Genomic DNA, 21,307 nt, shown 5'->3' with positions numbered 1-21,307 from the left:
ATATATGAGGGTTTCAGGCATAAGCAGATATGATTTATCTTCGCTGTAATCAGTATGTCTAGATCCCGATTTTCATAGCAGGAGAATCGTATGATAATTATTCGTTCCTGGATCCTCAAGAAAGACACGAAAATTGTAGGGTTCTGTTATGAATGTATTTATGTATAAATTTTTATTTGGTGTTTGTTGTGACTTATTGATTTAATGGTGGCTATGGGTGGACTCGAACCACCGACCTCAGCATTATGAGTGCCGCGCTCTAACCGGCTGAGCTACATAGCCACAAGACGCGTGATTTTGTCGTTTTAATGGAAAATTGTCAAGTCTGTTATCCTATTTTTTTTGATTTTTTTATGATTATTCCTAAAGTATACTTAATCATTTTTTATAATGGCTTAAGGTCACTATTTACTGATGGTAATAAAACAAAAGCATAATCAATCGATTAATAAAAAAATGTCAGTCGAACTCTCAATTAGGAAATTTAGAACTTTAATTACATAAAATATTGGACCTCTATTTATTAAAAATTTATCTTAAATGAGAGAGTTAAAAACTTATTGAGTATTGTCGGGTGATTTGGCGGACTGAGGATATATACCCAAATACTTTTTTTGAAATTCATAGTTAAGCAAAAGGTTTCTGCTAAAAATAAAGGAAAAGTCGATGCATAACATCAATCAACAAAATCAAAGTCCTTTTGATGAATTAGCTAGCGAGATGCTATTGGAGATTCTTAATGCACGCAATAAAGATAAGAATTATATCCTTAAGCCAAACGATATGGTTTCTTTCGCCTTAAGTTGCAAACGGTTTAACTGGATAAGCCAGAAAGCCAATTGTTTTTTCTTCCCTCACACTTATAAAGAGCTTCGAGAGAAAGCTTCGGATTATCATAATTACAAAGAAAATCAACTTGCGAAATTGAGGCTTGAACAAAGATTGCGAAACGAAAAAAGCGGTCCGTTTTATTGGAATAAAACCATTAGAAATAGAATATCCTGTTGTTTGGGCTTATTCCTGGCATCTCTTTTAGCTCTCAAATTGGATATAAACTATGAAATTTTTTTATTAACCACTTTAGTTTTGACCATGGTGACTATGATAGTTAACGAACTCATTATGAATCACCTGGAGTTTTCTTTAGATGTATCTAATGCAAGGAAGATTCCTCTCCAGTTTTTTGAGGAAGAAATAGCAAGCATTCCTGGCTCATTGAACTTGTAATTAACTAATTTGTATTAACTTTTATACTTTAAGATCGATATCTGCATAACAGTTGAGGTTCTGAGTCTCAGGTATTTGAAGTCGCTTGTTAAGCAGTACTTTTCATGAAGTCTATCTAACTTTTCTTGGAAGTTCGCGTAGGAGAGGAGTCCTGGGTTCCGCTGTGCTTCACCCAGGATAAATTGTTTCGTAAGTTAGATGATCAATAAATACATGGCACCTGGTCCACGTAATATTTGAACTAATAACTCATTTTTTTTATGTAGGGCCATTTGTTGTAATGATTTAACGTCTTTAATTGGAGCTTTGTTCGCAGAGATAATAATGTCTCCAGGTCTTAAACCAGCACGCCATCCTGCACTTGTTTCTGAGGCACCAACGACTTGCACACCAATGACGTTACCATGAGGTGGTGTTTCTTGCTCAAAGTTTCTTAATGCCAGCCCATAAAGAAAAGGATTCTCTGATTGTAGTTTTTGTTCGTGTGATTTAATGTCAGTAACGACTGCATCCAGCGTAATGGTTTTGCCATCACGTTGAACGACCATTTTAACGTTTGAACCTACACGCAAGAGACTAATCGTTGTTTTGACCTGAGTCGCTTGAGTGATTTTTGTATTGTTAATTTGGGTAATAATATCGCCTGATTTTAAACCAGAACGCTCAGCAGGAGAGTTTGGATTAACTTGTGATACCAGTGCACCTTGGAAATCTTCTGGATATCCTAGGGAATGAGCAAGCTCAGGGGTTAAATGCTGAACGAATATACCCATCAAACCCCGATGAATAGAGCCAAATTTAATGATTTGTTGCGCTACATCTTTTGCCATATTGATGGGGATAGCAAAACCTATCCCTACGTTACCACCATAAGGAGAAAGAATTGCAGTATTAATCCCAATCAATTCTCCTTTAGTATTGACTAACGCACCACCAGAATTACCTGGATTAATTGCAGCGTCAGTTTGGATAAAGTTTTCTACTCCTTCAATGTTTAAGTCGCTGCGTTTTAAGGCACTCACAATACCAAACGTTGCAGACTGGCTGTTACCAAAACTGTTTAAGCCAAAAGGATTGCCAATTGCTACTACAAAATCACCTACTTGCAATTGATCAGAATCCCCTATAGGCAAAGATTTTAGATTGGTAGCATTAATTTTTAATATGGCTAAATCTGTTTCGCTATCACTACCAATCAGTTTCGCTTTTAAACGTCGGCCATCTTGTAACGTAATTGTGACAAGATTTGCGTTACGAATGACGTGATCGTTAGTAATAATAATCCCATTTTTTGCATCCACAATCACACCAGAACCTATACTTTCAAATTTACGCCCTTTTTCAGGAGCTGTTTGATGTGGTTGTCTGCTGTTTTGGGCTTCTTCATCATTTCCAGCACCAGGGGATGTTGTATTAGCGGGTAAATAACCTTGTACCGCAACATTCACAATTGCAGGCATAATATTCTTTAAGACAGGGGCCAAACTAGGTATGGATGTAGGTACTGTTTCATTAGCCGCATAAGTTAACGAGGTTGTTAAAAGAAGCAGGCTACTTATAATGAATTTGATATGTTTTATCATAATTATTAATCCTGATGTTGATCATTAAACCAAATTAAGGTAGCTATTCTACCTGTTTGTGACGTTCTTCGATAGGAATACAACTCACTTTTTAACTCAAAAGTGCATAAACCAGACTGATAAACGGCTTTTATCCCTTTTAAGTTCAAAACAATTTCAGCAATTAGAGGCAAATTAGCCAGCCATTTTCCATGAACGGGTGTAAATGCCTGTTTACTTAAAGGATATATCTCGGTAAAAATTTGATATACTTCTTCTCCGACTTCATAACACTTTTGACAAATTGAGGGTCCTATCCAGGCTAACATCTCTGACTCTGAACTCTTCATTTTATCGAGTGTTTTTTCAATGATACCATGAGCTAATCCCTTCCAACCAGCATGAATTGCTGCAATCTCTGTGCCTTGCACATTACAGAGCATGATGGGTAAGCAATCAGCAGTAAGAATGACTAAAGGATGTTTCATGGAACGGGTTATAGAGGCATCAGCATTTCTGTTTAGATCTTCTTCTGCAATAACACAATGAGTTCCATGTGTTTGATGTAACCATTGCGGCTCTCCGGGAAGTTGTAACAACTCTACAAGCTGTTGCCTGTTTTGCAGTACATGGTGATCATTGTCCCCTACATTCAAGCCCAGGTTGTTGCTGTCATAAGGAGCTTCGCTATATCCTGATAAACGAGTTGTACTCAGGGCTGTGACATTTTTTGGCGCTGGCCAATTAGCTAGGTTAGTCTTCATAATGCTCGTCCAATGTGTTAAGAAGAAGGTTAAAATCATCAGGTATTGGAGCCTTAAACGTCAATTCATTTTCTTTTTTTGGATGATAAAGTGAGAGCGTACATGCATGCAGTGCTTGTCTTTTAAAATGTTGCAACAGGGCGCGCAATTGCTCAGTTGCCTGGGCTGGAAATCGCATACGTCCCCCATAAAGTGGATCGCCAACTACTGGATGATTGATGTAGGCCAAATGGACTCTAATTTGATGAGTTCGTCCAGTCATTAGCTTAACGTCTAATAAAGTAAAATCCTGATATTGTTTTTTTACAAAATAATGAGTTATTGCTTGTCTTCCTTGCTCTTGAACTGCCATTTTTAATCGATTTCGTGGGTTTCTCCCAAAACCCGTATCAATTGTACCTCCAGAAATAATATGACCTTGTACTAAAGTAATATAATGACGTTGAATCTCACGAGATTGCATTTGACGTATTAAAGAAGTATGCGCGGGTAGTGTTTTTGCTACGACTAATAGGCCCGTTGTATCTTTGTCTAATCGATGAATAATACCCGCTCTGGGTAAATGATGTAGGGATGGTGCATGATGCAACAATGCATTGACTAATGTGTGCTCTTTATTTCCTGCCCCAGGATGAACGACCATGTTTGCAGGTTTGTTGAGTACTAAAATGTGTTCATCCTCATAAACGATATTTAAGGGAATTTCTTCGGGAATACAATGACTAAAATCCTTTTCCATTAAAGTAAAATCAACATTAATCTCAATTATATCTCCACCCAAAGCTTTGTCTTTAGGTTTGCATGGCTTTTGATTAAGTGTTATTGTACGGTTTTTAATCCAAGTGCTGATTTGCGAACGTGAGTAGTCAGGCAGTAAAGAGGCGAGTACGCTGTCAATACGCTGATTGTGATGCTCGCGCGGAACAGTTAATTGTTTATGAATATGCTCTATCATCAAATCGCTTCAGTATCAACTGTCATGAGACGTCCCCGTAATGAGTTAGGCAATGCATCATTGATTTGAACATCGACGAATTGTCCTATCAAATGAGCAGGGCCATCAAAATTCACTACCCGATTGCATTCAGTACGGCCAGAAAGCTGTTGGAAGTCTTTTTTAGAGTGTCCGGTAACTAATATTTTCTGTGTGCTTCCTATCATAGATTGACTGTACCGTGAGGCTTGTAATAGTAGCCTGTTTTGTAATATCTGCAGTCTTTGCTTTTTTACTTCTATAGGGGTGTCATCTGGTAAATTTGCAGCTGGAGTACCTGGTCTTGGACTGTAAATAAAGCTAAATGAGGTATCGAAACCTATTTCATGAACCAAATCCATGGTGTCCTGAAAATCTTTATCTGTTTCTCCTGGAAAACCAACAATAATGTCTGTTGATAAACGAATGTCTGGGCGCACTTTACGTAATTTCCTGATTTTGGATTTGAACTCCAAAGCAGTATAACCACGCTTCATTAGCCCTAAAATGCGATCAGAACCGCTTTGTACAGGTAGATGTAGATGATTCGCCAATTCAGGGACTTCTGCATAGGCATTAATTAAATTATCTGAGAACGCCAAAGGATGGGATGTAGTAAAACGAATTCTGCCTATACCTTCTATTGCAGCAAGATAATGAATTAATAGTGCCAGGTCAGCGATATCACCATTTTCCATCACACCACGGTAATCATTAACATTTTGTCCCAATAAATTGATTTCTCTGACACCTTGTATTGCCAATTGATAACACTCAGCAAGTACATCATCAAAAGGACGACTAATTTCTGTACCGCGAGTATAGGGTACAACACAAAAACTGCAGTATTTGCTGCAGCCTTCCATAATCGAAACAAATGCCGAGGGTCCTTCAGCTCTAGGTGCTGGCAGATGATCAAATTTTTCAATTTCTGGAAAGCTGATATCAACAACGGATTTTTTCTTTTCTATTCGCTCATTGAGTAATGCTGGAAGTCGATGTAATGTTTGTGGCCCAAAAACGATATCGACAAAGGGGGCTCTTTTAATAATGTCTTCACCTTCTTGACTTGCAACACAGCCGCCTACACCAATAACTACATGAGGATTTTTAGCTTTATATTCACGCCACTGTCCCAATTGAGAAAAAACTTTCTCTTGTGCTTTTTCGCGAATAGAACACGTATTGAGTAAGATCACATCTGCTTCTTCAACGTGTTCCGTTTTAACTAAGCCATGCGACTGCAACAAAACTTCTGCCATTTTAGTTGAATCGTATTCATTCATCTGGCAGCCGTTGGTTTTAATGTATAATTTTTTAGCCATATCAAATCTACTTTAAAAATGTGTAGCTTGAGTGAAAGCAGAGTTCGTCTTTGCTGCACACAGGCTACTGTATCTCAGGAAGTTTCGTATTATTTCATTAATGTACACTTTGGCAATAAGTTTCTTTAATTTTGGGCAAAATAATTAAGGCAATAAGCATTCCTAGTGGAAGAATTGCAAGTCCGGTATGGTAAGCCTCCAATGGATATACTCTAACATTCCCATTCATCTCACCTTGCCACAATTTGTCAAGAATATAGCCAATAAACGGCTGGGCCAGCGCAATACCTAACATGTTCATCATGTTCATAAAGCTTAAACCTGTAGCGACATATTTTTTATTGCATAACTCTTTGGCTACAGAAAATGCGGGTAAAAAGCCTGCCGAGAAGATACCAAACGCAAATAACAAAATCTCCATATAGATTGCGGTATTAATTGGAGCAAAAATAAAAATGGTGGAGCATATAAGTGCGCCGATACATCCTATACGCATAGGTGGTTTTCGCAAACCAATACGATTCGAAAATATTCCCCATAAGGGGCTGGCAATTGCCCAACCGATAAAGACCAAGGAAATATAATTTGCAGCCGTTGTTTTGGTGATCATCATTTTAGTCATCAAAAAGGGAACTCCCCATAGTCCACAAAAAACGGGAGTTGCCATGTACATCAAACCGCCGTAGCAAGCAACTAACCAAAGTTGTTTGTTTTTTATCAGTGTTAATAAACTAGGTATTAAAGGCTCTTCTTCGACAGGATGGTGGTGAGATATTTCATGATTTTTAGGAGTATCTTTAGCAATGACAATAAGTAAAACTGCAAGAATAAGGCCGACTATCCCCATAATGAGCATGCTATGGCGCCAACCAAATCGCTCAATTAACAAGGCTAAAGGTGTTTCACCACCAATCGCACCTAACATTCCTATGGTAACCATGAGGCCGGTAAGTAAAGCAAAACGCTGAGCAGGGAACCAATTTGCCGCGAGCTTCATTGTACCTACCGCAGCAAATGCCGAGCCAAACCCTATCATTAAACGTGCTAAACAGGCCATAAAAAAGTTATCTGTCATTCCAAATGCAATGGTGCTGACAGCACAAACTACAGTCGCTATAGTTAACAATCGATGGGGACCGAAATAGTCCATTAACACACCGCCAGGTAATTGCATGGCCGCATAAGAATAGAAATAGATGCCAGATAAAATTCCTAATATTTGGCTAGTAACAGCGAAATCCCTCATTAATTCGTTACTCATAACGCTGGGTGATACTTGCAAAAGACATTCGTAAAAATAAAATAAGCAACCTAACCCCCATACCATCCAAGGCATTATTGATTGTATCCCAAAACTTACTACTGAGTCGGACCGTGTATTGTAGTGTGCCATTCTTTTTATAACTCTCCAGATTCATCGATACGAAATTGATTTTGTATAAATCACTCTTGGCCAAGATTTCATTGATCAGTCAGGCCAGCCATCCTGGGCGTTTCGCCAATTTAAAAATTTTCGTATGCAATCCTTACTTTATCCTTGCTTTTTACGCTCTAAAACTTCACTTTGATGAAACATGTGAAGTATACATTTTGAATAAAAACTGGGAATAGTTCTGTAGATCAGGTTGTTAAACCTAGTGTCACATGTAATGCAGTTTTTTTAAATCAAAAAGTCAACCTGCAAAGTTACCATACAAATATACAAATTTCATCATGTAAAATATTAACAGTTTGTTTATTATTTGTCTATTGCTCGTTTGGATAGACAGGAGGATCGATGACTACGCGAGTCCCTTTCATTCCATTCCCTGGTAGGTCAATAAATTCTTCATTAAGCCAGCGAGCATCCTCAACAAACATCCTGATACAACCGTGGCTAGCTCTATATCCTGGTACATCATAACTACCATGTAATGCATAGCCTCTAAAAAAATGCATGCAATATGGCATTAACGCACCTCCATCGTTGCCATCCGATCTTCTCGGGAAAACAGTGGACACACAATCAATATCTTGTTTGCGAATAATGCGAAATGAACCAGTTGGGGTGCTGCACCCTCCAATGACGCTTGGGCATTTACTTACCCCTGAGGAAATAGGTCCCCACCATAGGAGCTCGCCATCTTGATCATAGGCTGCCCAAGCAAGTTTTTTTTGGCTTACATAAATTGCTTTTTCTCCTTGAGGGTCAATATACCTTGGAAAAGGAGAGACATCATAGATAGTCAGGCGGTCGATATTTTTGGGTACTGCTATAGTCATTCCCGAATGTAACGCAACGTTCATACGATTAATTCGCCGTACCATGTCTCGTTCTTCGGGATTAGGAAATAGTTTTTCCCAGCTTTCGCCATGTTTAATTTTCATGCAAAAATAGTCGGGTGAATTACATAAATTTTCACCGTATCTTGCATGGGCAAGAGCGAATTGACTTGTTGTCAATAAATAAACAGAAACGCTCATTGATATCATAATTTTCATAAATGATCTCAATTGGGGGCATTATAATCTTTATAGCGGCACTTTAAAAAATAACTTTATATTAACCTCAAAGTGAGTTGAGGTTATATTATATGAATTTCATACAGGGTATCTTTTTTAGAGTCTAATATCATTTAATTCCTAGGAGAAGCCCCTGGGTTTTGCTGTGCAAAACCCAGGCATCAGTATGGTTTCAAAGATAAAAATCAAGATGAAAGTGAAGGGTCAGACTCTGAACTGCTGGGCGAAACTTTCTGCCAAGCCTCATGAACTTGCGCAAGTAACACGTTGGATTGCACTAACAATTCTTTATCGTTATTGAGATTTGCTTTTAATAGTAAATATTCAATATGCATGTAAATTTGGAGTAAGTTTTCTGCTATTTCACCACCTTGCTCATGGTTTAAACTGGTTTTTAAACCTTCAATAATACTTAATGCCTTACTAATATGCTCTCCCTTTTCTTGAATTTCTTTTCGATCAATATTGCCTTGGGCTGTGGCAATATGAGTTCGCGCGCCTTGCAATAACAAATTAATTAATTCATGAGGGGAGGCGGCATCAATACGAGTTTTTAATTCGATTGCTTTATAGTGATTTATAACTTGTTGATTAGTATTCTTCATCTACAATGCTCCAACTATTTGGTTTTTAATTTGGGTAGATTCGACAAAATTTGTGTCAGTGTATTGCTGGTATTTTGCATCTGTGAGATTAAGAGGTCCACGGCATTCCATTGTTTGTAATATCTTTTTTCAAGAGTAATGCTACGTTCATTGATGCGTTCTTGGATTTCATCTAATTGTTGGGCTTGAGTATTTAAACGATCTATTCTTTCCTCAATTTCACCGTCTTCACTGATTAATGAATCTAAATAGCCATCAATCAATGAGGCCAACCCATCACTAACTATAATTTGCCCTCTATCTCCAACGAGTCCAGAAAGAATATCAATTGATAATGTACGGAAGTCACCGGTACCATTTAGGGTAATTCCATCTGTTGAGTTGGCTAACATGCCTCCTATGGTACCTGACATGCTAATGTTTGGGGTATATTCATTTAAAATGACATCATATGCTCCTGCAGCAACTTCAGTATCCAATGAATTAATTTTAATATTTGGATCGGTAGCAGTTACCCTTTTGGCAAATAAATTTCTAATGTCTTGATAATTATTATTAATCGCTTTATCCAACATTTCGGGATCAATTTCCAGTAAACCATGTTTATCGCTGGTAATCCCCAGGTCAGCAAGACTTTGGATGGGACCATCAGTAGTTAATGGGTTAGTGGCTAAGTGATATAAGTTTGTTTTTAAATCTCTAAGCTTATCGTCACCTTGCAATACTCCTCTTTTTCTCGTTTCCATATCGAAACCAGTTAAAGCAGTGAGGAAGTTTATAAAATCATTATATTTTTTGACGAAATCATTAATTAAACCTTTGAGATGCTCTACATCTTTTTTCACGGTTAAGGTGATTGTTGTTGCTGGATCAGCTTGTTGAATATCAAGCGTTATTCCTGTTAACGCATTTTCCAGTCGATTACTGCTTTCACTTAGAAGCAATCCATTAATTTGTACCTGGCTATTCTGGGCAGCCATAGTTTGACTTAAAGAGGTATTGGCTGTTGTGGGATCATAATTCATGGCCGTTAAACTACCTGTAATTTGCATCGCATATTTTTCACCTGATTCAGATGAAGTTAAAGTTAATCTTGAACCAACACTATCTTGTACAATCGATGCGGTAACACCTGCGTTTGCAGCATTAATGGCATCGCAAACCGCGCTAAGACTGTCATTTCCTGGAGTGATATTAATTGTTACAGGAGACACTTCGGTATTTTGTGTGAATATTGTATTGTCATTGCTGTATGTGCCGAAGTTTATCGTGATGCTGCCACTGCCTACTGAAGAACTATTATTAGTGAAATAACCACTTGCAAGACTTTGCGCCTGAGCCAATTGATTCACTTTTATTTGATATATGCCTTCAGCTGCTTGTTCTGTCGCAGAGGCAGAAACATATCCAGTTTTGCTGAGTAACAAATTCATTTTATTAAATTCACTAGCAGAAGATAGTGAATTGAGTGTTGTCTGAAAGTTGGATATGGCACTTTTTAATTGTCCAAAAGCAGACAACTCAGTGGTAACGGAATTAAGCTTTTTATCATGTCGTATTTGTGCAGGCATGAGATCGGCTTTGACCATGCTTTCAACCATTGCTTTAATGTCCAAACCTGACCCAATGCCTGGAGTTGATAGGCCCATAATATTCCCTTTATCTGTTTTAGTAATTTCAATGAAATTACGTTTTATCCATAAATCACATCAAACATGTTTATCTATAGAACCACTAATTATCCCATCAAGCAAGTTGAGTAAGTGCAAATACTCATCTGAGGGTATTTTGCGTATTATTTTATCTGAAATTTTATCAGTGACTATAGTTTGCAGAAGGCCTGTGGCATGGTCTATAGCCTGTTTCGAATCAGTATCCAGATTCAGATCTGATGTAGCGCATTTAGTCACAGGTTTAATGTTTTTATCTTTTAATTTGACTGAATCAGTTTGTAGCAATTTATTATTTGCTGGAGGAATCGATTCCATAGTCATTTTTTTACTCCTTTCCCTTGATTGATACTTTAATCATTGGGATATAAATAAGCCGAAAAGCGGCAAGTGCCGCATTTCGGTTTTTACTTCTTTTACAACTATCCCAACAAGGAAAGAACAGATTGTGGCATCGCGTTTGCTTGGGCCAACATCGCTGTTCCTGCCTGTTGTAAGATTTGGTTTTTAGTTAAATTAGCCATTTCTGCTGCATAGTCAGTATCTTGAATACGGCTGCGTGCAGCAGACATATTATCAGATACGTTTTGCAGGTTAGCTACTGTTGCATCAAGTCGGTTTTGCAAAGCACCTAATGCAGCGCGATTATTAGTGACGCTATCTAATGCAGCGCTGATTCTTAATATTGCTTGTTGTGCGCCGTCTTGAGTCGTGATGTCAATACTATTAACACCATTTGTATCCAGGCTGATTGTACCTGATAGACCAACATCAGCTATAGTTCCACCTATAGAAATAGTTTGAGCAGCACTCATAGTGAGTTGTCCTCGTAGAGTGGCTGCAAATGGACCGCCTGTGACTGTCAGTCCGTCAGTACCTGCAGTAAATCCAGTACCACTTTCAGTTACTGCAATGTTTCTTCCATCTGTTGCAGTTAAAGTCATGTCACCACCATTTAAAGATGCCACAACCCCTGTTTGACTGCTTACCGCATTGATTGCATCCATAAGGTCAGTATTAGTTAATGCAGTGGCGACGTCTTGGTTAGTAAATATGTTAACGCCGTTAATGGTCAGATTGTAAGTATCTCCAGCTGTTCCTCCTATAGCTCCAACAGTTTGGGTACCACTTGTTGATGCAGTTACTGTTAAACCAGGAACACCTGCAGCATTAATTGCAGCTGCTTTGGCATATGCGGATGAGCCGTCTTGGCCATTTGCTGTTCCCACATAGTTTGCAGAAGAGCTGATGCTCACTGCCGCATTAGTACCAAGAGCAATAGTAATATCAGCAGCAGCGTTAGCACTTACTTCACTTCCTTGTTGATAAGCAATACTACCTATTGTTGAAGATGCAATACTGTTTATCGAAAACGAAAGGGTTTCACCTGCATTAGAGCCAATTTGAAGAGAGGCATTAGTGTATGAACCATTCAAAATGCTTTGTCCGTTGAATTGCGTACTCATAGCGATGTGATCCATTTCACTCAAAAGATTATTTACTTCATTTTGTAATGCTTGACGGTTTGATTGGCTATAGGTTCCGTTTGCAGATTGAAGTGCCAACTCTCTCATGCGTTGTAAAAGGTTAGTTGACTCTTGCATCGCACCTTCCGCAACTTGTGCCAGTGAAATACCGTCGTTGGCGTTTTTCACTGCTTGATCCATACCGCGAATTTGTGATGTCATATTTGTTGCAATTGCCAGCCCTGCAGCATCATCTTTTGCACTATTAATTTTTAGACCAGATGATAATCTTTGTATTGCAGTAGCCATAGCATTACTTGATTTAGACAAGTTTCGCTGAGCAACTAACGAGGGTACGTTGGTATTAATAATTTGAGCCATAGTTATAGTCTCCTCAGACCTAAATCCCTGGTTTGGGACATTTTGTAAATTGGCAAATTCCTTTTAAATGGCGAATTTACCGTACGCAAAAAGGTTATCGGACATACGGCAAAAAACTTTAGGAAAGCACCTGTTTTTTTTCAAAAAAATGGAGATTTTTTTTATTAAAATGAATGGGTTGTATTTTTTGAGCACTTTGTTTTTGTTTGTGATTATCACGATATTTTACTTTTTTATCCCAAAGCATTAGCCATGGTGAATCGCAGTGAAACGAACTTCCGGGTTTTCGGATCCAGGGGATGAAAATCTTTAAACTCAAATTCCGCGCAATTCGCTGTATGCTGGTTGGATAAAAAGACCATACAGATTTACTGCTCAAGAAAAATTCCAATACGATTTAATGTACATTTAAGAATATTTTTTTCTGTGTATAATACTATTATTCTATAATATTGGGTTACAATTATGAGTTGGTTTAAAAAACTGTTGCCTTCAAGAGTTAGTACGAGTTCTTCCCAAAAAAAAGGAGTTCCTGAGGGTTTATGGCTTAAATGTTCAGGCTGTAATGAAGTTCTCTATAGTACTGAATTAGAAAAGAATTTAATGGTCTGTCCATCCTGTAATTTTCATCACCGGATATCTGCACGGATCCGAATTCAACAATTTCTTGATGAGGGAGACCAGGAGGAGATTGCTGAATCATTAGAGCCTCAAGATCGATTAAAGTTTAGAGACTCAAAAAAATATAAAGACAGGATCTCACAAGCTCAAAAAGCAACAGGGGAGAAGGAAGCTTTGATCATTGTCAAAGGTACGCTATTGCAACAGCCTGTAGTTGTTGGATCCTTCGAATTCAATTTTATGGGTGGCTCTATGGGAGCTACGGTCGGAGAGAAGTTTGTTCGTGCAATTCAAATAGCAACAAAAGAACAAAGACCTTATATTTGTTTTACAGCAAGTGGTGGTGCACGTATGCAAGAAGGACTTTTTTCCTTAATGCAAATGGCCAAAACTTCAGCTGCTCTTGCTAAATTTGCTGAAACTGGTTTACCTTTTATTGTAGTATTGACTGATCCAACCATGGGCGGGGTTTCTGCCAGTTTCGCTAGTCTGGGAGATGTGATTATTGCTGAGCCTAATGCATTAATTGGTTTTGCAGGCCCAAGAGTTATTGAGCAAACTGTAAGACAAACTTTACCTGAAGGGTTTCAGCGTAGCGAATTTTTGTTAGAACATGGACATATCGACATGATTCTCGGACGAAAAGATATTCGTCCGGTTGTTGCTGAATTGATATCTAAATTAACGCGCAAAAGTGTAGGGGATTCCATTGCAAAAGCAGTATCGTATTAAACCTCTTACGAAACACGCTGTAGACATGGAACATAAAACTGGAGTGTGCACGAGCGTACATGAGGACTCGAGCACCGTATCGACGAAACATTTCTCCTCTGCAGAGTTTCGAAAGAAATCCATTGATGAATGGTTGCATGATTTAGAAACTAGAAATACCCATGAAATACAACTTGGTTTAACACGTATTATGGAAGTTGCACAAAAATTATGTCTGCAACTTCCTGGTTGTCCTGTTATTACTGTAGCAGGTACTAATGGAAAAGGTTCAACAGTAACTGCTCTTGAAATGATTTATCATGTTGCGGGATATAAAGTTGGCACTTATACCTCACCTCATCTTATCCAGTTTAATGAACGTATCCGTGTAAATTTAACGCCCATTTCTGATGAGGATTTATGTCAGGCTTTTAGTATTATCGAAGAAGCTCGTGGAGAAATTCTTTTAACTTATTTTGAAATGACTACCTTGGCAGCATTGTGGTATTTCAAAAAAATGGAATTGGATATCATTATTCTTGAAGTAGGATTAGGTGGTCGGTTGGATGCTACTAATATTGTGGATGCAGAATTATCCATAATTACTACCATAGATTTTGATCATCAGGAGTACTTAGGGAATACACTTGATGCAATTGGCTATGAGAAGGCGGGTATCCTTCGTTCTGGTAAACCGTTTATCTATGCTGATATTGATCCCCCTGCATCAGTAACTTATGTAGCAAAACAACTGGGTGTTCGCGCCTATTTTTTGGGCAAAGAATTTTCTATTCAAGAAGAAGATTCTGCCTGGAGTCTTCATTATGAGGGAAAACTAGGATTTTATTCAGATTATAGATTGCCTAAGCCTTCAATACAGCTAAAATCAGCAGCTGCTGCAATTACTGCTTGTGTCTTACTTGAGCATCGTCTGCCAGTGATTTTTTCCCACTTTCAAATTGCCATGCAGCGCATTTATATTCCTGGTCGTTTGCAACTGTATAAAGACAGTATGAGTACTTTATTTGATGTGGCTCATAATCCTCAATCGGTAAGATTACTTGCAGATACTTTGCGCATGATGAAAAAAACAAAAATTCATGCTGTTTTTTCTGCTTTAAAAGATAAAGATATTTTCGGTCTGATTACGCCTTTGAAAGATTGTGTTGATCGATGGTATCCTGCACAATTGGATAATAAACGTGCTGCCAGTGGTGATTTGCTGCTCACCTTTTTTAAGGATGCAGAAATTCCTGTGGAAATTTGTTATAATAACCCCCTTGCAGCTTTTGAAGCTGCATTGGAGCAAGCTAAACCTGGTGACTTAATTGTTGTTTATGGGTCATTTTTTACTGTGAGTCATGTTATGGCTAATAGGAGATTCAATGAAATTAGTAATTGATGAGAAGCTAAAACATCGTTTAGTTGGTGTAGCTGTTGTTTTATCATTGGGTGCAATTTTTCTGCCTGCAATGATGAAAAAATCAAGTCAACGCCTTGAAAATAATTTTAGTGTAAAGGTACAGTTACCTCCTAAACCAACAACTCCTGATGTAGCGATAGCTGATAAACAGGAGATGTTTAAAACCCTAAAAGTGGCTAAGATTGAAATTCCTCCTGCTGTAGAGCAAAAAAAATTAAATTCAGGGAAAGAAGATTTCATTCAATCCGTTCAAAAAGATGACGCAGCTGTTTCTGTAGCTAAAGCAGAGGCATCTAAGATGGATGCTGTAGCGAAACCAATTGAGTTAGCATTAAGTAATGCAGCACAAAATGTCGTTAAAAAACAAATAAAAACAGCTGCATCAACGATACCGTCTAAACCCGTTGCGTCCGTTAAACCAATTAAACCGGTTGCAAATGTGAGTCATAAAGCGATTCAAAAACCGACAATTGCTCAAGTAAATACAAAGATTAATACCAAAAATTACAAAAAAACTATTTATGCTGTTCAATTGGCCTCATTTTCAAAGTTGGCCAATGCCCAATCCTTAGTTAGTAAATTACGTAGTAAAGGATATAAAGCAAGTTACATCAAAATAGCTGGAAGGCATGGTGCTACTTATAAAGTTTATGCGGGACATTCATCCATTAAAAGTGATGTGATGAAATTAAAAATTCAATTAGCAAGTGCCATGCAGTTGGATGGTTTTGTAGTCAATACTGGAGTTAGCTAACCATGCAATTTCAATGGGTTGATTTAATTTTTATAATAATAATAGGATTATCCTCGATTACTGGTTTGTTAAGGGGATTCATTAAAGAATTTATTGCCTTGGGAGTATGGATATTAGCAGTATGGGCAGGTTATAACTACTCAGGAAGCCTTAATCCCTATCTGCAACCTTATATACAAGATCAATCAATTCGTACAATAGCAGGCTTTATTGTTGTTGTACTTGGTGTTTTAATCGCTGGAGGTATCGGTAATGCGATACTTGGTCTTTTTTTAAGAGGAAGCGGTCTAGGCGCTATGGATAAAGTTTTAGGGGGTGCTTTTGGCTTTGCCCGTGGTGTTTTTATTCTTTCTCTTATCTTCGCAATACTCAGTATGACTTCTTTGCCTTATCAGCAATATGTTCAAAGCTCCAGAGTTTATAATCAGCTTTTACCCGTTATAAACTGGATTTCCAGTTCTTTACCCGGTTTAATTAATAAAGCAAAACAAACGGTATCGGTAAATGAATCCTTTAATTTTATTGATATAACTCCTGACTCTTAATGTATTCATAGACTATATAAGGGAGCTTGTTTTTAACATCTGCTCCCTGTTGTATTTCTTCACGAATGGAAGTGGAAGAAATATTATAATTACCTGCATCAAATAAAAAAACTTTTCCTGCTTGAGTGTTTAAGAGTTCTATTTTTTTTTTAGTCCGATACTTTTTCAAAAATTCCTGCATAGTTTCTGGGATAGTTTGTCTGGCAAATTCTTTTCTATTGATTATCAGTAAATTCGCCAGGGTAATAATTTTTTCCCACTGATGCCAACACGGTAACGATAAAAAGGCATCATATCCAACAATCAAAGTTATAGATGCTTTGGGGTATTCCAGTCTAAAGCTTTCTAAAGTTTCAACCATATAAGAAGGGGAATCGCGCTCTATCTCGCGTAAATCAAGCATAAAGTCGGGAATTTCTTTAATAGCTAACTTTAACATTTCTACTCTTTGCACATTGTTAGCGAACGTTGGCGGCTTTATGGTTGGTGTTTTACAAGGGAGAAAAATATAAGAGTCAAATTTAATATGTGTCTGTATAAATTTGCTGGCCTGCAAATGACCATTATGTATGGGATCAAAGGTACCGCCAAAAATAGCTATGCTGTGCATGTGTCACCTATTAATTTTCCCAAACAAAATGAAAGAGCGGCATTTTCTAAGGAGTTCCATACTTGAGTGTATGAGCTATTCGATTTAATGCGCTCATCGATGAAGTAACAGTATCGGTGGAGCTGCTGCAGCATTACTCGATTGAATCGATTACAACATATCTTATAGATGTTGACACGCCGGGGCCAAATTTTTAATTGATTGCATGCATTTTGAATATCAATTTTCTTTTCCATTAAATAAGATAGCTGTATGATTAATCTTATTTCCTGACTGAGCATCCATAAGACTAAAGTAGCTTCTGTCTTATTATTTGCTGCATGACGTAGAATCTGAATTGCCTTATCCCCTTGACCAAGAAGACATGCATCGACTAATTCGAAAAGATCATGGTCACATTGATCGGATAAGTGCTCCAATACGTGTTGCGTCTCAATTTTGCTGTTAGAAGTATAAGATAATGCTATTTTTTCAATAACTTGGGCACAAGCTAACATATTTCCCTGTGTATATTGGTGAATTAAATCAGGAACTTGCAGATCATAACTCATGAAGTTTTTCTTTAATTGCGTGACTATCCAACTTTTTATTGCTTCTGTATTAAGTGGGTAGGATAGAACAAGCGCTGCGTGCTCATGAGATGATATCCACTGTAATTGTTTTGCAGGTACATTCGGCGCTCTAATAACAATGAAGCAGCGTGAATTAATCAAGTTAAGGTATTCAGTGAGAATTTTCTTTCCCGTAGCGTCTATGGATTTCTTATCATAAAAAATATTTAAGAGCACAGTATCTGAAAATAAGGAGTAACTGTTTGCTTCTTCCTTTACAGCATGCCAATCCTCTGCTGACTGGATGGATATGACTTGCTCATCATAGTTATAATTTTTTTGTATGGCTGACTTAATGGTAGCTAAAGACTCTTCCAGCAAGTAATTATCTTGCCCAATAATTATATAGAGCGGGGCAATTTTTTTTTGTACTTGCTGTGCAAGCATTTGTTGTTTGATTTGCATGATAATTTTAGTTTAAGCATGAGCAGCATGTGCCGCTTTTTTCTTACCCACGCTACCTTTTCCCTTATCAGAGCTAGGTTCTTGTAGATGGCTAAGTCGATAAATGATTTGGGTTACAGCATCTTGCTTCATTTCTCCAATTAAAATATTTTCCTCATCTTTGGAACCCAGAATCCTGTCATTATTTAATATAAGTTCCCGGGAAGTACTTATTCTACCAGGGGCATTAATAATTTGGCCTGTTCGTGTTTTCAGTACAAATACTATAGTTAGAGTTAAAGTATATTGTCGGGGATTTGTGCTTGCCCCAACACTGATAATCTGTTGTTGTAAGTTCACCTCATTGACGATCAACCAATATTGAGCTTGAGAAGGCTCAGGATTGACTTCAACATTGGCTCCTTCCAGTCGGGATTGCAATATTGAGACAAACTGTTTGTCATCATTTTCAGAAATAATAGCAACATTATTAAGCCAGCTAGGCAAATTGTTTATGCCGCGTAGATGAAACCCACAGGATGATAGTAATAATATGAGCAGTAACGGTACTGCATGGCGTAAAGCTGCAATTTGATTTTTTTGTTGCTCATGTCCCGCAAATTGATGCGGGACTTTAGATGCATCAAGATGAGTGCACTTCATTTAGTTAACAACCAAATTAATTAATTGCCTGTGCGCAACAATGATTGCTTTTTTTACTGTTTTATCAGCCAGAAAATCTTTTGCATGTTCTTTGGCTGCAGTAATTAATGCTTCTTCTGGAGTATCCACACCTGCGGTAAATTGAGCTCTCAGTTTCCCATTAACCTGAACCACATAATCCACTTCGTCAGTCTTTAGAGCACCTTTATCTACTCTTGGCCAATTTGCATCAATAATCGCTTTTTCAAAGCCTAATTGTTGCCAAATATGATGTGTAATATGTGGCGTTATAGGAGCCAATAATCGCAACAGTATACTCATGCTGGAGTGAATAAAAAATTTATCTTCTTCAGTTTTTATAGAATAACTGGATATTTCATTAAACAGCTTCATGCAGCCTGAAACTACTGTATTGAACTGATTACGATCATAATCATGTGTTGCTTGTGCAAGAATTTGATGCACAACAAGACGTGATTTCTTTAACCTACTTTCCACTTGCTGCCAGTTCACATGTCCATTGCCACTTTGAATGATGTCATTGATCTCAATGAACATATTTTGGTACTGATAGACAAAAGCCCAAATACGTTTTAGAAAACGATGCGCGCCTTCCACAGCAGTATCTGACCACTCCAACGATTGCTCAGGAGGTGCGGCAAACATAACGAATAAACGTGCCGTATCAGCACCATAAGTATCGATAAGATGATTGGGGTCGACGACATTACCCACAGACTTAGACATTTTATGTCCGTCTTTTAAAACCATCCCTTGAGTTAACAGAGCTTTAAATGGCTCATCCGAATTCACTAAACCTTCATCACGCATCAGCTTATGAAAAAAACGAGCATAAAGTAAATGCATTACTGCATGCTCGATCCCACCTACATATTGATCCACAGGAGTCCAATATTTTGCTCGGTCATCAAGCATGGCATTTTCCTGACTTTTACATGCAAAACGAGCATAATACCAAGATGACTCAACAAAAGTATCAAAAGTGTCTGTCTCGCGGGATGCATCCTGACCACACTTAGGGCAGCTCACATTAACAAATTCTGGACATTGTGCAAGTGGCGAACCGGTGCCAGTAAATGTTACGTTTTCTGGAAGAATTACTGGAAGATCTTCGTCTGGAACAGGCACAGTACCGCATTGTTCGCATAAAATCATGGGGATAGGAGTTCCCCAATATCTTTGTCTTGATACGCCCCAGTCACGTAATCTATAGTTAATTGTTGCTTTTCCTGCGTCATGTTCTTCAAGGAAGCTGGTTATAGTCTCCACTGCTTGGGAGGAGCTTAACCCATCAAATTGACCTGAGTTAATTAATGTGCCTTCTTCAGTATAAGCGGACTTGCTTAAGTCATGTTTTGTATCATTTGCAGGTTTAATGACTTCTTTAATAGGTAATTGGTACTTGCGTGCAAATTCCCAGTCTCTTTGATCGTGGGCTGGGACTGACATTACAGCTCCAGAACCGTATTGCATAAGTACAAAATTTGCTACCCATATCGGTAGTTCTTCACCAGTTATAGGATGAATTGCCGACATGCCTGTAGCGACACCTCGTTTTTCCATAGTAGCAAGCTCTGCCTCAGCCATTTTAGTACCTTGGCAACTGTCAACGAACTCTTTGACTTCCTTGCGAGCATTTGCAGCTTCTTTGGCAAGGGGGTGATCTGTTGCTACGGCAAGGTACGTTGTACCCATTAAGGTATCAGGGCGGGTTGTATATATTTTTAATCGTTTGGAATAATTATTGACGTTAAAATAAATTTCAGTACCAGTAGAGCGACCTATCCAGTTGCGTTGCATTTGTTTTACTTGCGCTGGCCACTCCTCCAATGTATCCAGTGAACTGAGGAGTTCGTCGGCATAAGCTGTAATTTTAATAAACCATTGTGAGATTTCTTTTCGCTCAACAAGAGCTCCAGAACGCCAGCCGCGTCCATCGATAACTTGTTCATTTGCCAAAACGGTTTGATCTACAGGATCCCAATTTACCACGGCATTTTTTTTGTATACTAATCCTTTTTCGAATAATCGAATAAAAAACCATTGTTCCCATCGATAATATTCAGGTGTACAAGTACAAATTTCACGTCGCCAATCATAGGCATTACCAAGACGTAAAAATTGTTTTTTCATGGACTCTATATTTTTTTTTGTCCATTCAGCAGGAGGGATTCCGTTTTTGATGGCTGCATTTTCAGCCGGCAAGCCAAATGCATCCCAACCTATGGGTTGAAGAACATTTTTACCCAAAGCACGTTGATAACGAGCAATAACGTCACCAATAGTGTAGTTACGAACATGCCCCATGTGCAGTGTCCCACTTGGGTAGGGAAACATGGATAAACAATAAAATTTCTCTCTGTTTAAATCTTCTGAAACGTTAAATGATTGTTTTTTATGCCAATACAGTTGAGCTTGTTCTTCAACTTCTTGTGGTATATAGGTATTATCCATAGTCCGATTTTTTAAGTGACTCTAAATCGCTAAGG

General features: G+C 38.0%; 19 protein-coding genes and 1 tRNA gene. 5 read left to right on the top strand and 15 right to left on the bottom strand.

All coding sequences use genetic code 11. The annotated features are described in order from the left end of the window. Positions 1 to 205 precede the first annotated feature (205 nt). Positions 206 to 282, bottom strand: a tRNA-Met gene (locus Ltuc_RS06995). A 384-nt stretch (positions 283 to 666) separates the two neighbouring features. Here Ltuc_RS06995 and Ltuc_RS06990 point away from each other — a divergent pair. Continuing rightward, positions 667 to 1,227, top strand: coding sequence for a hypothetical protein (locus Ltuc_RS06990; RefSeq protein ID WP_058520569.1), 561 nt, complete (start codon positions 667 to 669; stop codon positions 1,225 to 1,227). A gap of 194 nt (positions 1,228 to 1,421) precedes the next feature. On the opposite strand, the gene Ltuc_RS06985 is transcribed toward Ltuc_RS06990, so the two are convergent. From Ltuc_RS06985 to Ltuc_RS06940, 10 genes are all read right to left on the bottom strand, one after another. Then, entirely contained in the window at positions 1,422 to 2,810 is a 1,389-nt protein-coding gene (locus tag Ltuc_RS06985) for a Do family serine endopeptidase (protein WP_058520568.1), read from the bottom strand. A 5-nt stretch (positions 2,811 to 2,815) separates the two neighbouring features. After that, on the bottom strand, positions 2,816 to 3,553 hold the full coding sequence (pgeF, locus tag Ltuc_RS06980; RefSeq protein WP_058520567.1) for a peptidoglycan editing factor PgeF: 738 nt from the start codon (positions 3,551 to 3,553) through the stop codon (positions 2,816 to 2,818). Next, positions 3,543 to 4,508, bottom strand: coding sequence for a 23S rRNA pseudouridine(1911/1915/1917) synthase RluD (gene rluD / locus Ltuc_RS06975; protein WP_058520566.1), 966 nt, complete (start codon positions 4,506 to 4,508; stop codon positions 3,543 to 3,545). Before rluD ends, pgeF begins: the two co-directional genes overlap by 11 nt. Next, a complete protein-coding gene (miaB, locus tag Ltuc_RS06970) occupies positions 4,508 to 5,851 on the bottom strand; it encodes a tRNA (N6-isopentenyl adenosine(37)-C2)-methylthiotransferase MiaB (protein WP_058520565.1) in 1,344 nt (447 codons plus the stop codon). The genes rluD and miaB overlap by 1 nt, the downstream gene beginning before the upstream one ends. A 97-nt stretch (positions 5,852 to 5,948) precedes the next feature. Then, entirely contained in the window at positions 5,949 to 7,244 is a 1,296-nt protein-coding gene (locus tag Ltuc_RS06965; RefSeq protein WP_058520564.1) for an MFS transporter, read from the bottom strand. 353 nt (positions 7,245 to 7,597) lie between these two features. Beyond that, complete coding sequence (locus Ltuc_RS06960) at positions 7,598 to 8,332, bottom strand: L,D-transpeptidase (RefSeq protein WP_083498055.1); 735 nt, start codon at positions 8,330 to 8,332, stop codon at positions 7,598 to 7,600. A 206-nt stretch (positions 8,333 to 8,538) separates the two neighbouring features. Further along, complete coding sequence (fliS, locus tag Ltuc_RS06955) at positions 8,539 to 8,958, bottom strand: flagellar export chaperone FliS (protein WP_058520563.1); 420 nt, start codon at positions 8,956 to 8,958, stop codon at positions 8,539 to 8,541. A 14-nt stretch (positions 8,959 to 8,972) separates the two neighbouring features. After that, a complete protein-coding gene (gene fliD / locus Ltuc_RS06950; protein WP_058520562.1) occupies positions 8,973 to 10,607 on the bottom strand; it encodes a flagellar filament capping protein FliD in 1,635 nt (544 codons plus the stop codon). 60 nt (positions 10,608 to 10,667) lie between these two features. Continuing rightward, positions 10,668 to 10,952, bottom strand: coding sequence for a flagellar protein FlaG (locus Ltuc_RS06945; protein WP_058459256.1), 285 nt, complete (start codon positions 10,950 to 10,952; stop codon positions 10,668 to 10,670). Positions 10,953 to 11,050: 98 nt separating this feature from the next. After that, complete coding sequence (locus tag Ltuc_RS06940) at positions 11,051 to 12,475, bottom strand: flagellin N-terminal helical domain-containing protein (RefSeq protein WP_058520561.1); 1,425 nt, start codon at positions 12,473 to 12,475, stop codon at positions 11,051 to 11,053. 465 nt (positions 12,476 to 12,940) lie between these two features. On the opposite strand from Ltuc_RS06940, the gene accD reads away from it, so the two are divergent. The 4 genes from accD to Ltuc_RS06915 are packed head-to-tail and all read left to right on the top strand — an operon-like array spanning position 12,941 to position 16,529. Continuing rightward, on the top strand, positions 12,941 to 13,828 hold the full coding sequence (gene accD, locus Ltuc_RS06930; protein WP_058520559.1) for an acetyl-CoA carboxylase, carboxyltransferase subunit beta: 888 nt from the start codon (positions 12,941 to 12,943) through the stop codon (positions 13,826 to 13,828). Then, positions 13,806 to 15,209 carry a bifunctional tetrahydrofolate synthase/dihydrofolate synthase gene (gene folC / locus Ltuc_RS06925; protein ID WP_238584081.1) on the top strand — a complete coding sequence of 468 codons (1,404 nt, stop codon included), beginning with the start codon at positions 13,806 to 13,808 and terminating at the stop codon, positions 15,207 to 15,209. Before accD ends, folC begins: the two co-directional genes overlap by 23 nt. Then, complete coding sequence (locus Ltuc_RS06920; protein WP_058520558.1) at positions 15,193 to 15,984, top strand: SPOR domain-containing protein; 792 nt, start codon at positions 15,193 to 15,195, stop codon at positions 15,982 to 15,984. Before folC ends, Ltuc_RS06920 begins: the two co-directional genes overlap by 17 nt. A 2-nt stretch (positions 15,985 to 15,986) precedes the next feature. Next, the gene (locus Ltuc_RS06915; RefSeq protein WP_058520557.1) at positions 15,987 to 16,529 is read left to right on the top strand and encodes a CvpA family protein; all 543 of its coding nucleotides are present in this window, start codon (positions 15,987 to 15,989) and stop codon (positions 16,527 to 16,529) included. Here the strand turns inward: Ltuc_RS06915 and nadD are convergent. The 4 genes from nadD to leuS are packed head-to-tail and all read right to left on the bottom strand — an operon-like array spanning position 16,504 to position 21,272. Further along, positions 16,504 to 17,139 (bottom strand): nicotinate-nucleotide adenylyltransferase, encoded by a 636-nt coding sequence (gene nadD / locus Ltuc_RS06910; protein WP_058520556.1) that lies wholly within the window; start codon positions 17,137 to 17,139, stop codon positions 16,504 to 16,506. The genes Ltuc_RS06915 and nadD overlap by 26 nt on opposite strands. Next, complete coding sequence (gene holA, locus Ltuc_RS06905; protein WP_058520555.1) at positions 17,127 to 18,155, bottom strand: DNA polymerase III subunit delta; 1,029 nt, start codon at positions 18,153 to 18,155, stop codon at positions 17,127 to 17,129. The genes nadD and holA overlap by 13 nt, the downstream gene beginning before the upstream one ends. Positions 18,156 to 18,167: 12 nt before the next feature. Further along, entirely contained in the window at positions 18,168 to 18,797 is a 630-nt protein-coding gene (locus Ltuc_RS06900; protein ID WP_058520554.1) for an LPS-assembly lipoprotein LptE, read from the bottom strand. Then, positions 18,798 to 21,272 (bottom strand): leucine--tRNA ligase, encoded by a 2,475-nt coding sequence (gene leuS, locus Ltuc_RS06895; RefSeq protein ID WP_058520553.1) that lies wholly within the window; start codon positions 21,270 to 21,272, stop codon positions 18,798 to 18,800. It lies immediately after the preceding gene. Positions 21,273 to 21,307 lie beyond the last annotated feature (35 nt).

Source organism: Legionella tucsonensis, from assembly GCF_001468035.1.
Taxonomy (GTDB): Bacteria; Pseudomonadota; Gammaproteobacteria; order Legionellales; family Legionellaceae; genus Legionella; species Legionella tucsonensis.
Note: the sequence above shows the minus strand (reverse complement) of the source record. Positions and strands in the feature narration are given on the sequence as shown.

Bases quoted from the DNA above. Each gene is read 5' to 3' on its own strand.
- Ltuc_RS06990 (WP_058520569.1), top strand. From the start codon at position 667: ATGCATAACATCAATCAACAAAATCAAAGTCCTTTTGATGAATTAGCT.
- Ltuc_RS06985 (WP_058520568.1), bottom strand. From the start codon at position 2,810: ATGATAAAACATATCAAATTCATTATAAGTAGCCTGCTTCTTTTAACA.
- pgeF (WP_058520567.1), bottom strand. From the start codon at position 3,553: ATGAAGACTAACCTAGCTAATTGGCCAGCGCCAAAAAATGTCACAGCC.
- rluD (WP_058520566.1), bottom strand. From the start codon at position 4,508: ATGATAGAGCATATTCATAAACAATTAACTGTTCCGCGCGAGCATCAC.
- miaB (WP_058520565.1), bottom strand. From the start codon at position 5,851: ATGGCTAAAAAATTATACATTAAAACCAACGGCTGCCAGATGAATGAA.
- Ltuc_RS06965 (WP_058520564.1), bottom strand. From the start codon at position 7,244: ATGGCACACTACAATACACGGTCCGACTCAGTAGTAAGTTTTGGGATA.
- Ltuc_RS06960 (WP_083498055.1), bottom strand. From the start codon at position 8,332: ATGAAAATTATGATATCAATGAGCGTTTCTGTTTATTTATTGACAACA.
- fliS (WP_058520563.1), bottom strand. From the start codon at position 8,958: ATGAAGAATACTAATCAACAAGTTATAAATCACTATAAAGCAATCGAA.
- fliD (WP_058520562.1), bottom strand. From the start codon at position 10,607: ATGGGCCTATCAACTCCAGGCATTGGGTCAGGTTTGGACATTAAAGCA.
- Ltuc_RS06945 (WP_058459256.1), bottom strand. From the start codon at position 10,952: ATGACTATGGAATCGATTCCTCCAGCAAATAATAAATTGCTACAAACT.
- Ltuc_RS06940 (WP_058520561.1), bottom strand. From the start codon at position 12,475: ATGGCTCAAATTATTAATACCAACGTACCCTCGTTAGTTGCTCAGCGA.
- accD (WP_058520559.1), top strand. From the start codon at position 12,941: ATGAGTTGGTTTAAAAAACTGTTGCCTTCAAGAGTTAGTACGAGTTCT.
- Ltuc_RS06920 (WP_058520558.1), top strand. From the start codon at position 15,193: ATGAAATTAGTAATTGATGAGAAGCTAAAACATCGTTTAGTTGGTGTA.
- Ltuc_RS06915 (WP_058520557.1), top strand. From the start codon at position 15,987: ATGCAATTTCAATGGGTTGATTTAATTTTTATAATAATAATAGGATTA.
- nadD (WP_058520556.1), bottom strand. From the start codon at position 17,139: ATGCACAGCATAGCTATTTTTGGCGGTACCTTTGATCCCATACATAAT.
- holA (WP_058520555.1), bottom strand. From the start codon at position 18,155: ATGCAAATCAAACAACAAATGCTTGCACAGCAAGTACAAAAAAAAATT.
- Ltuc_RS06900 (WP_058520554.1), bottom strand. From the start codon at position 18,797: ATGAAGTGCACTCATCTTGATGCATCTAAAGTCCCGCATCAATTTGCG.
- leuS (WP_058520553.1), bottom strand. From the start codon at position 21,272: ATGGATAATACCTATATACCACAAGAAGTTGAAGAACAAGCTCAACTG.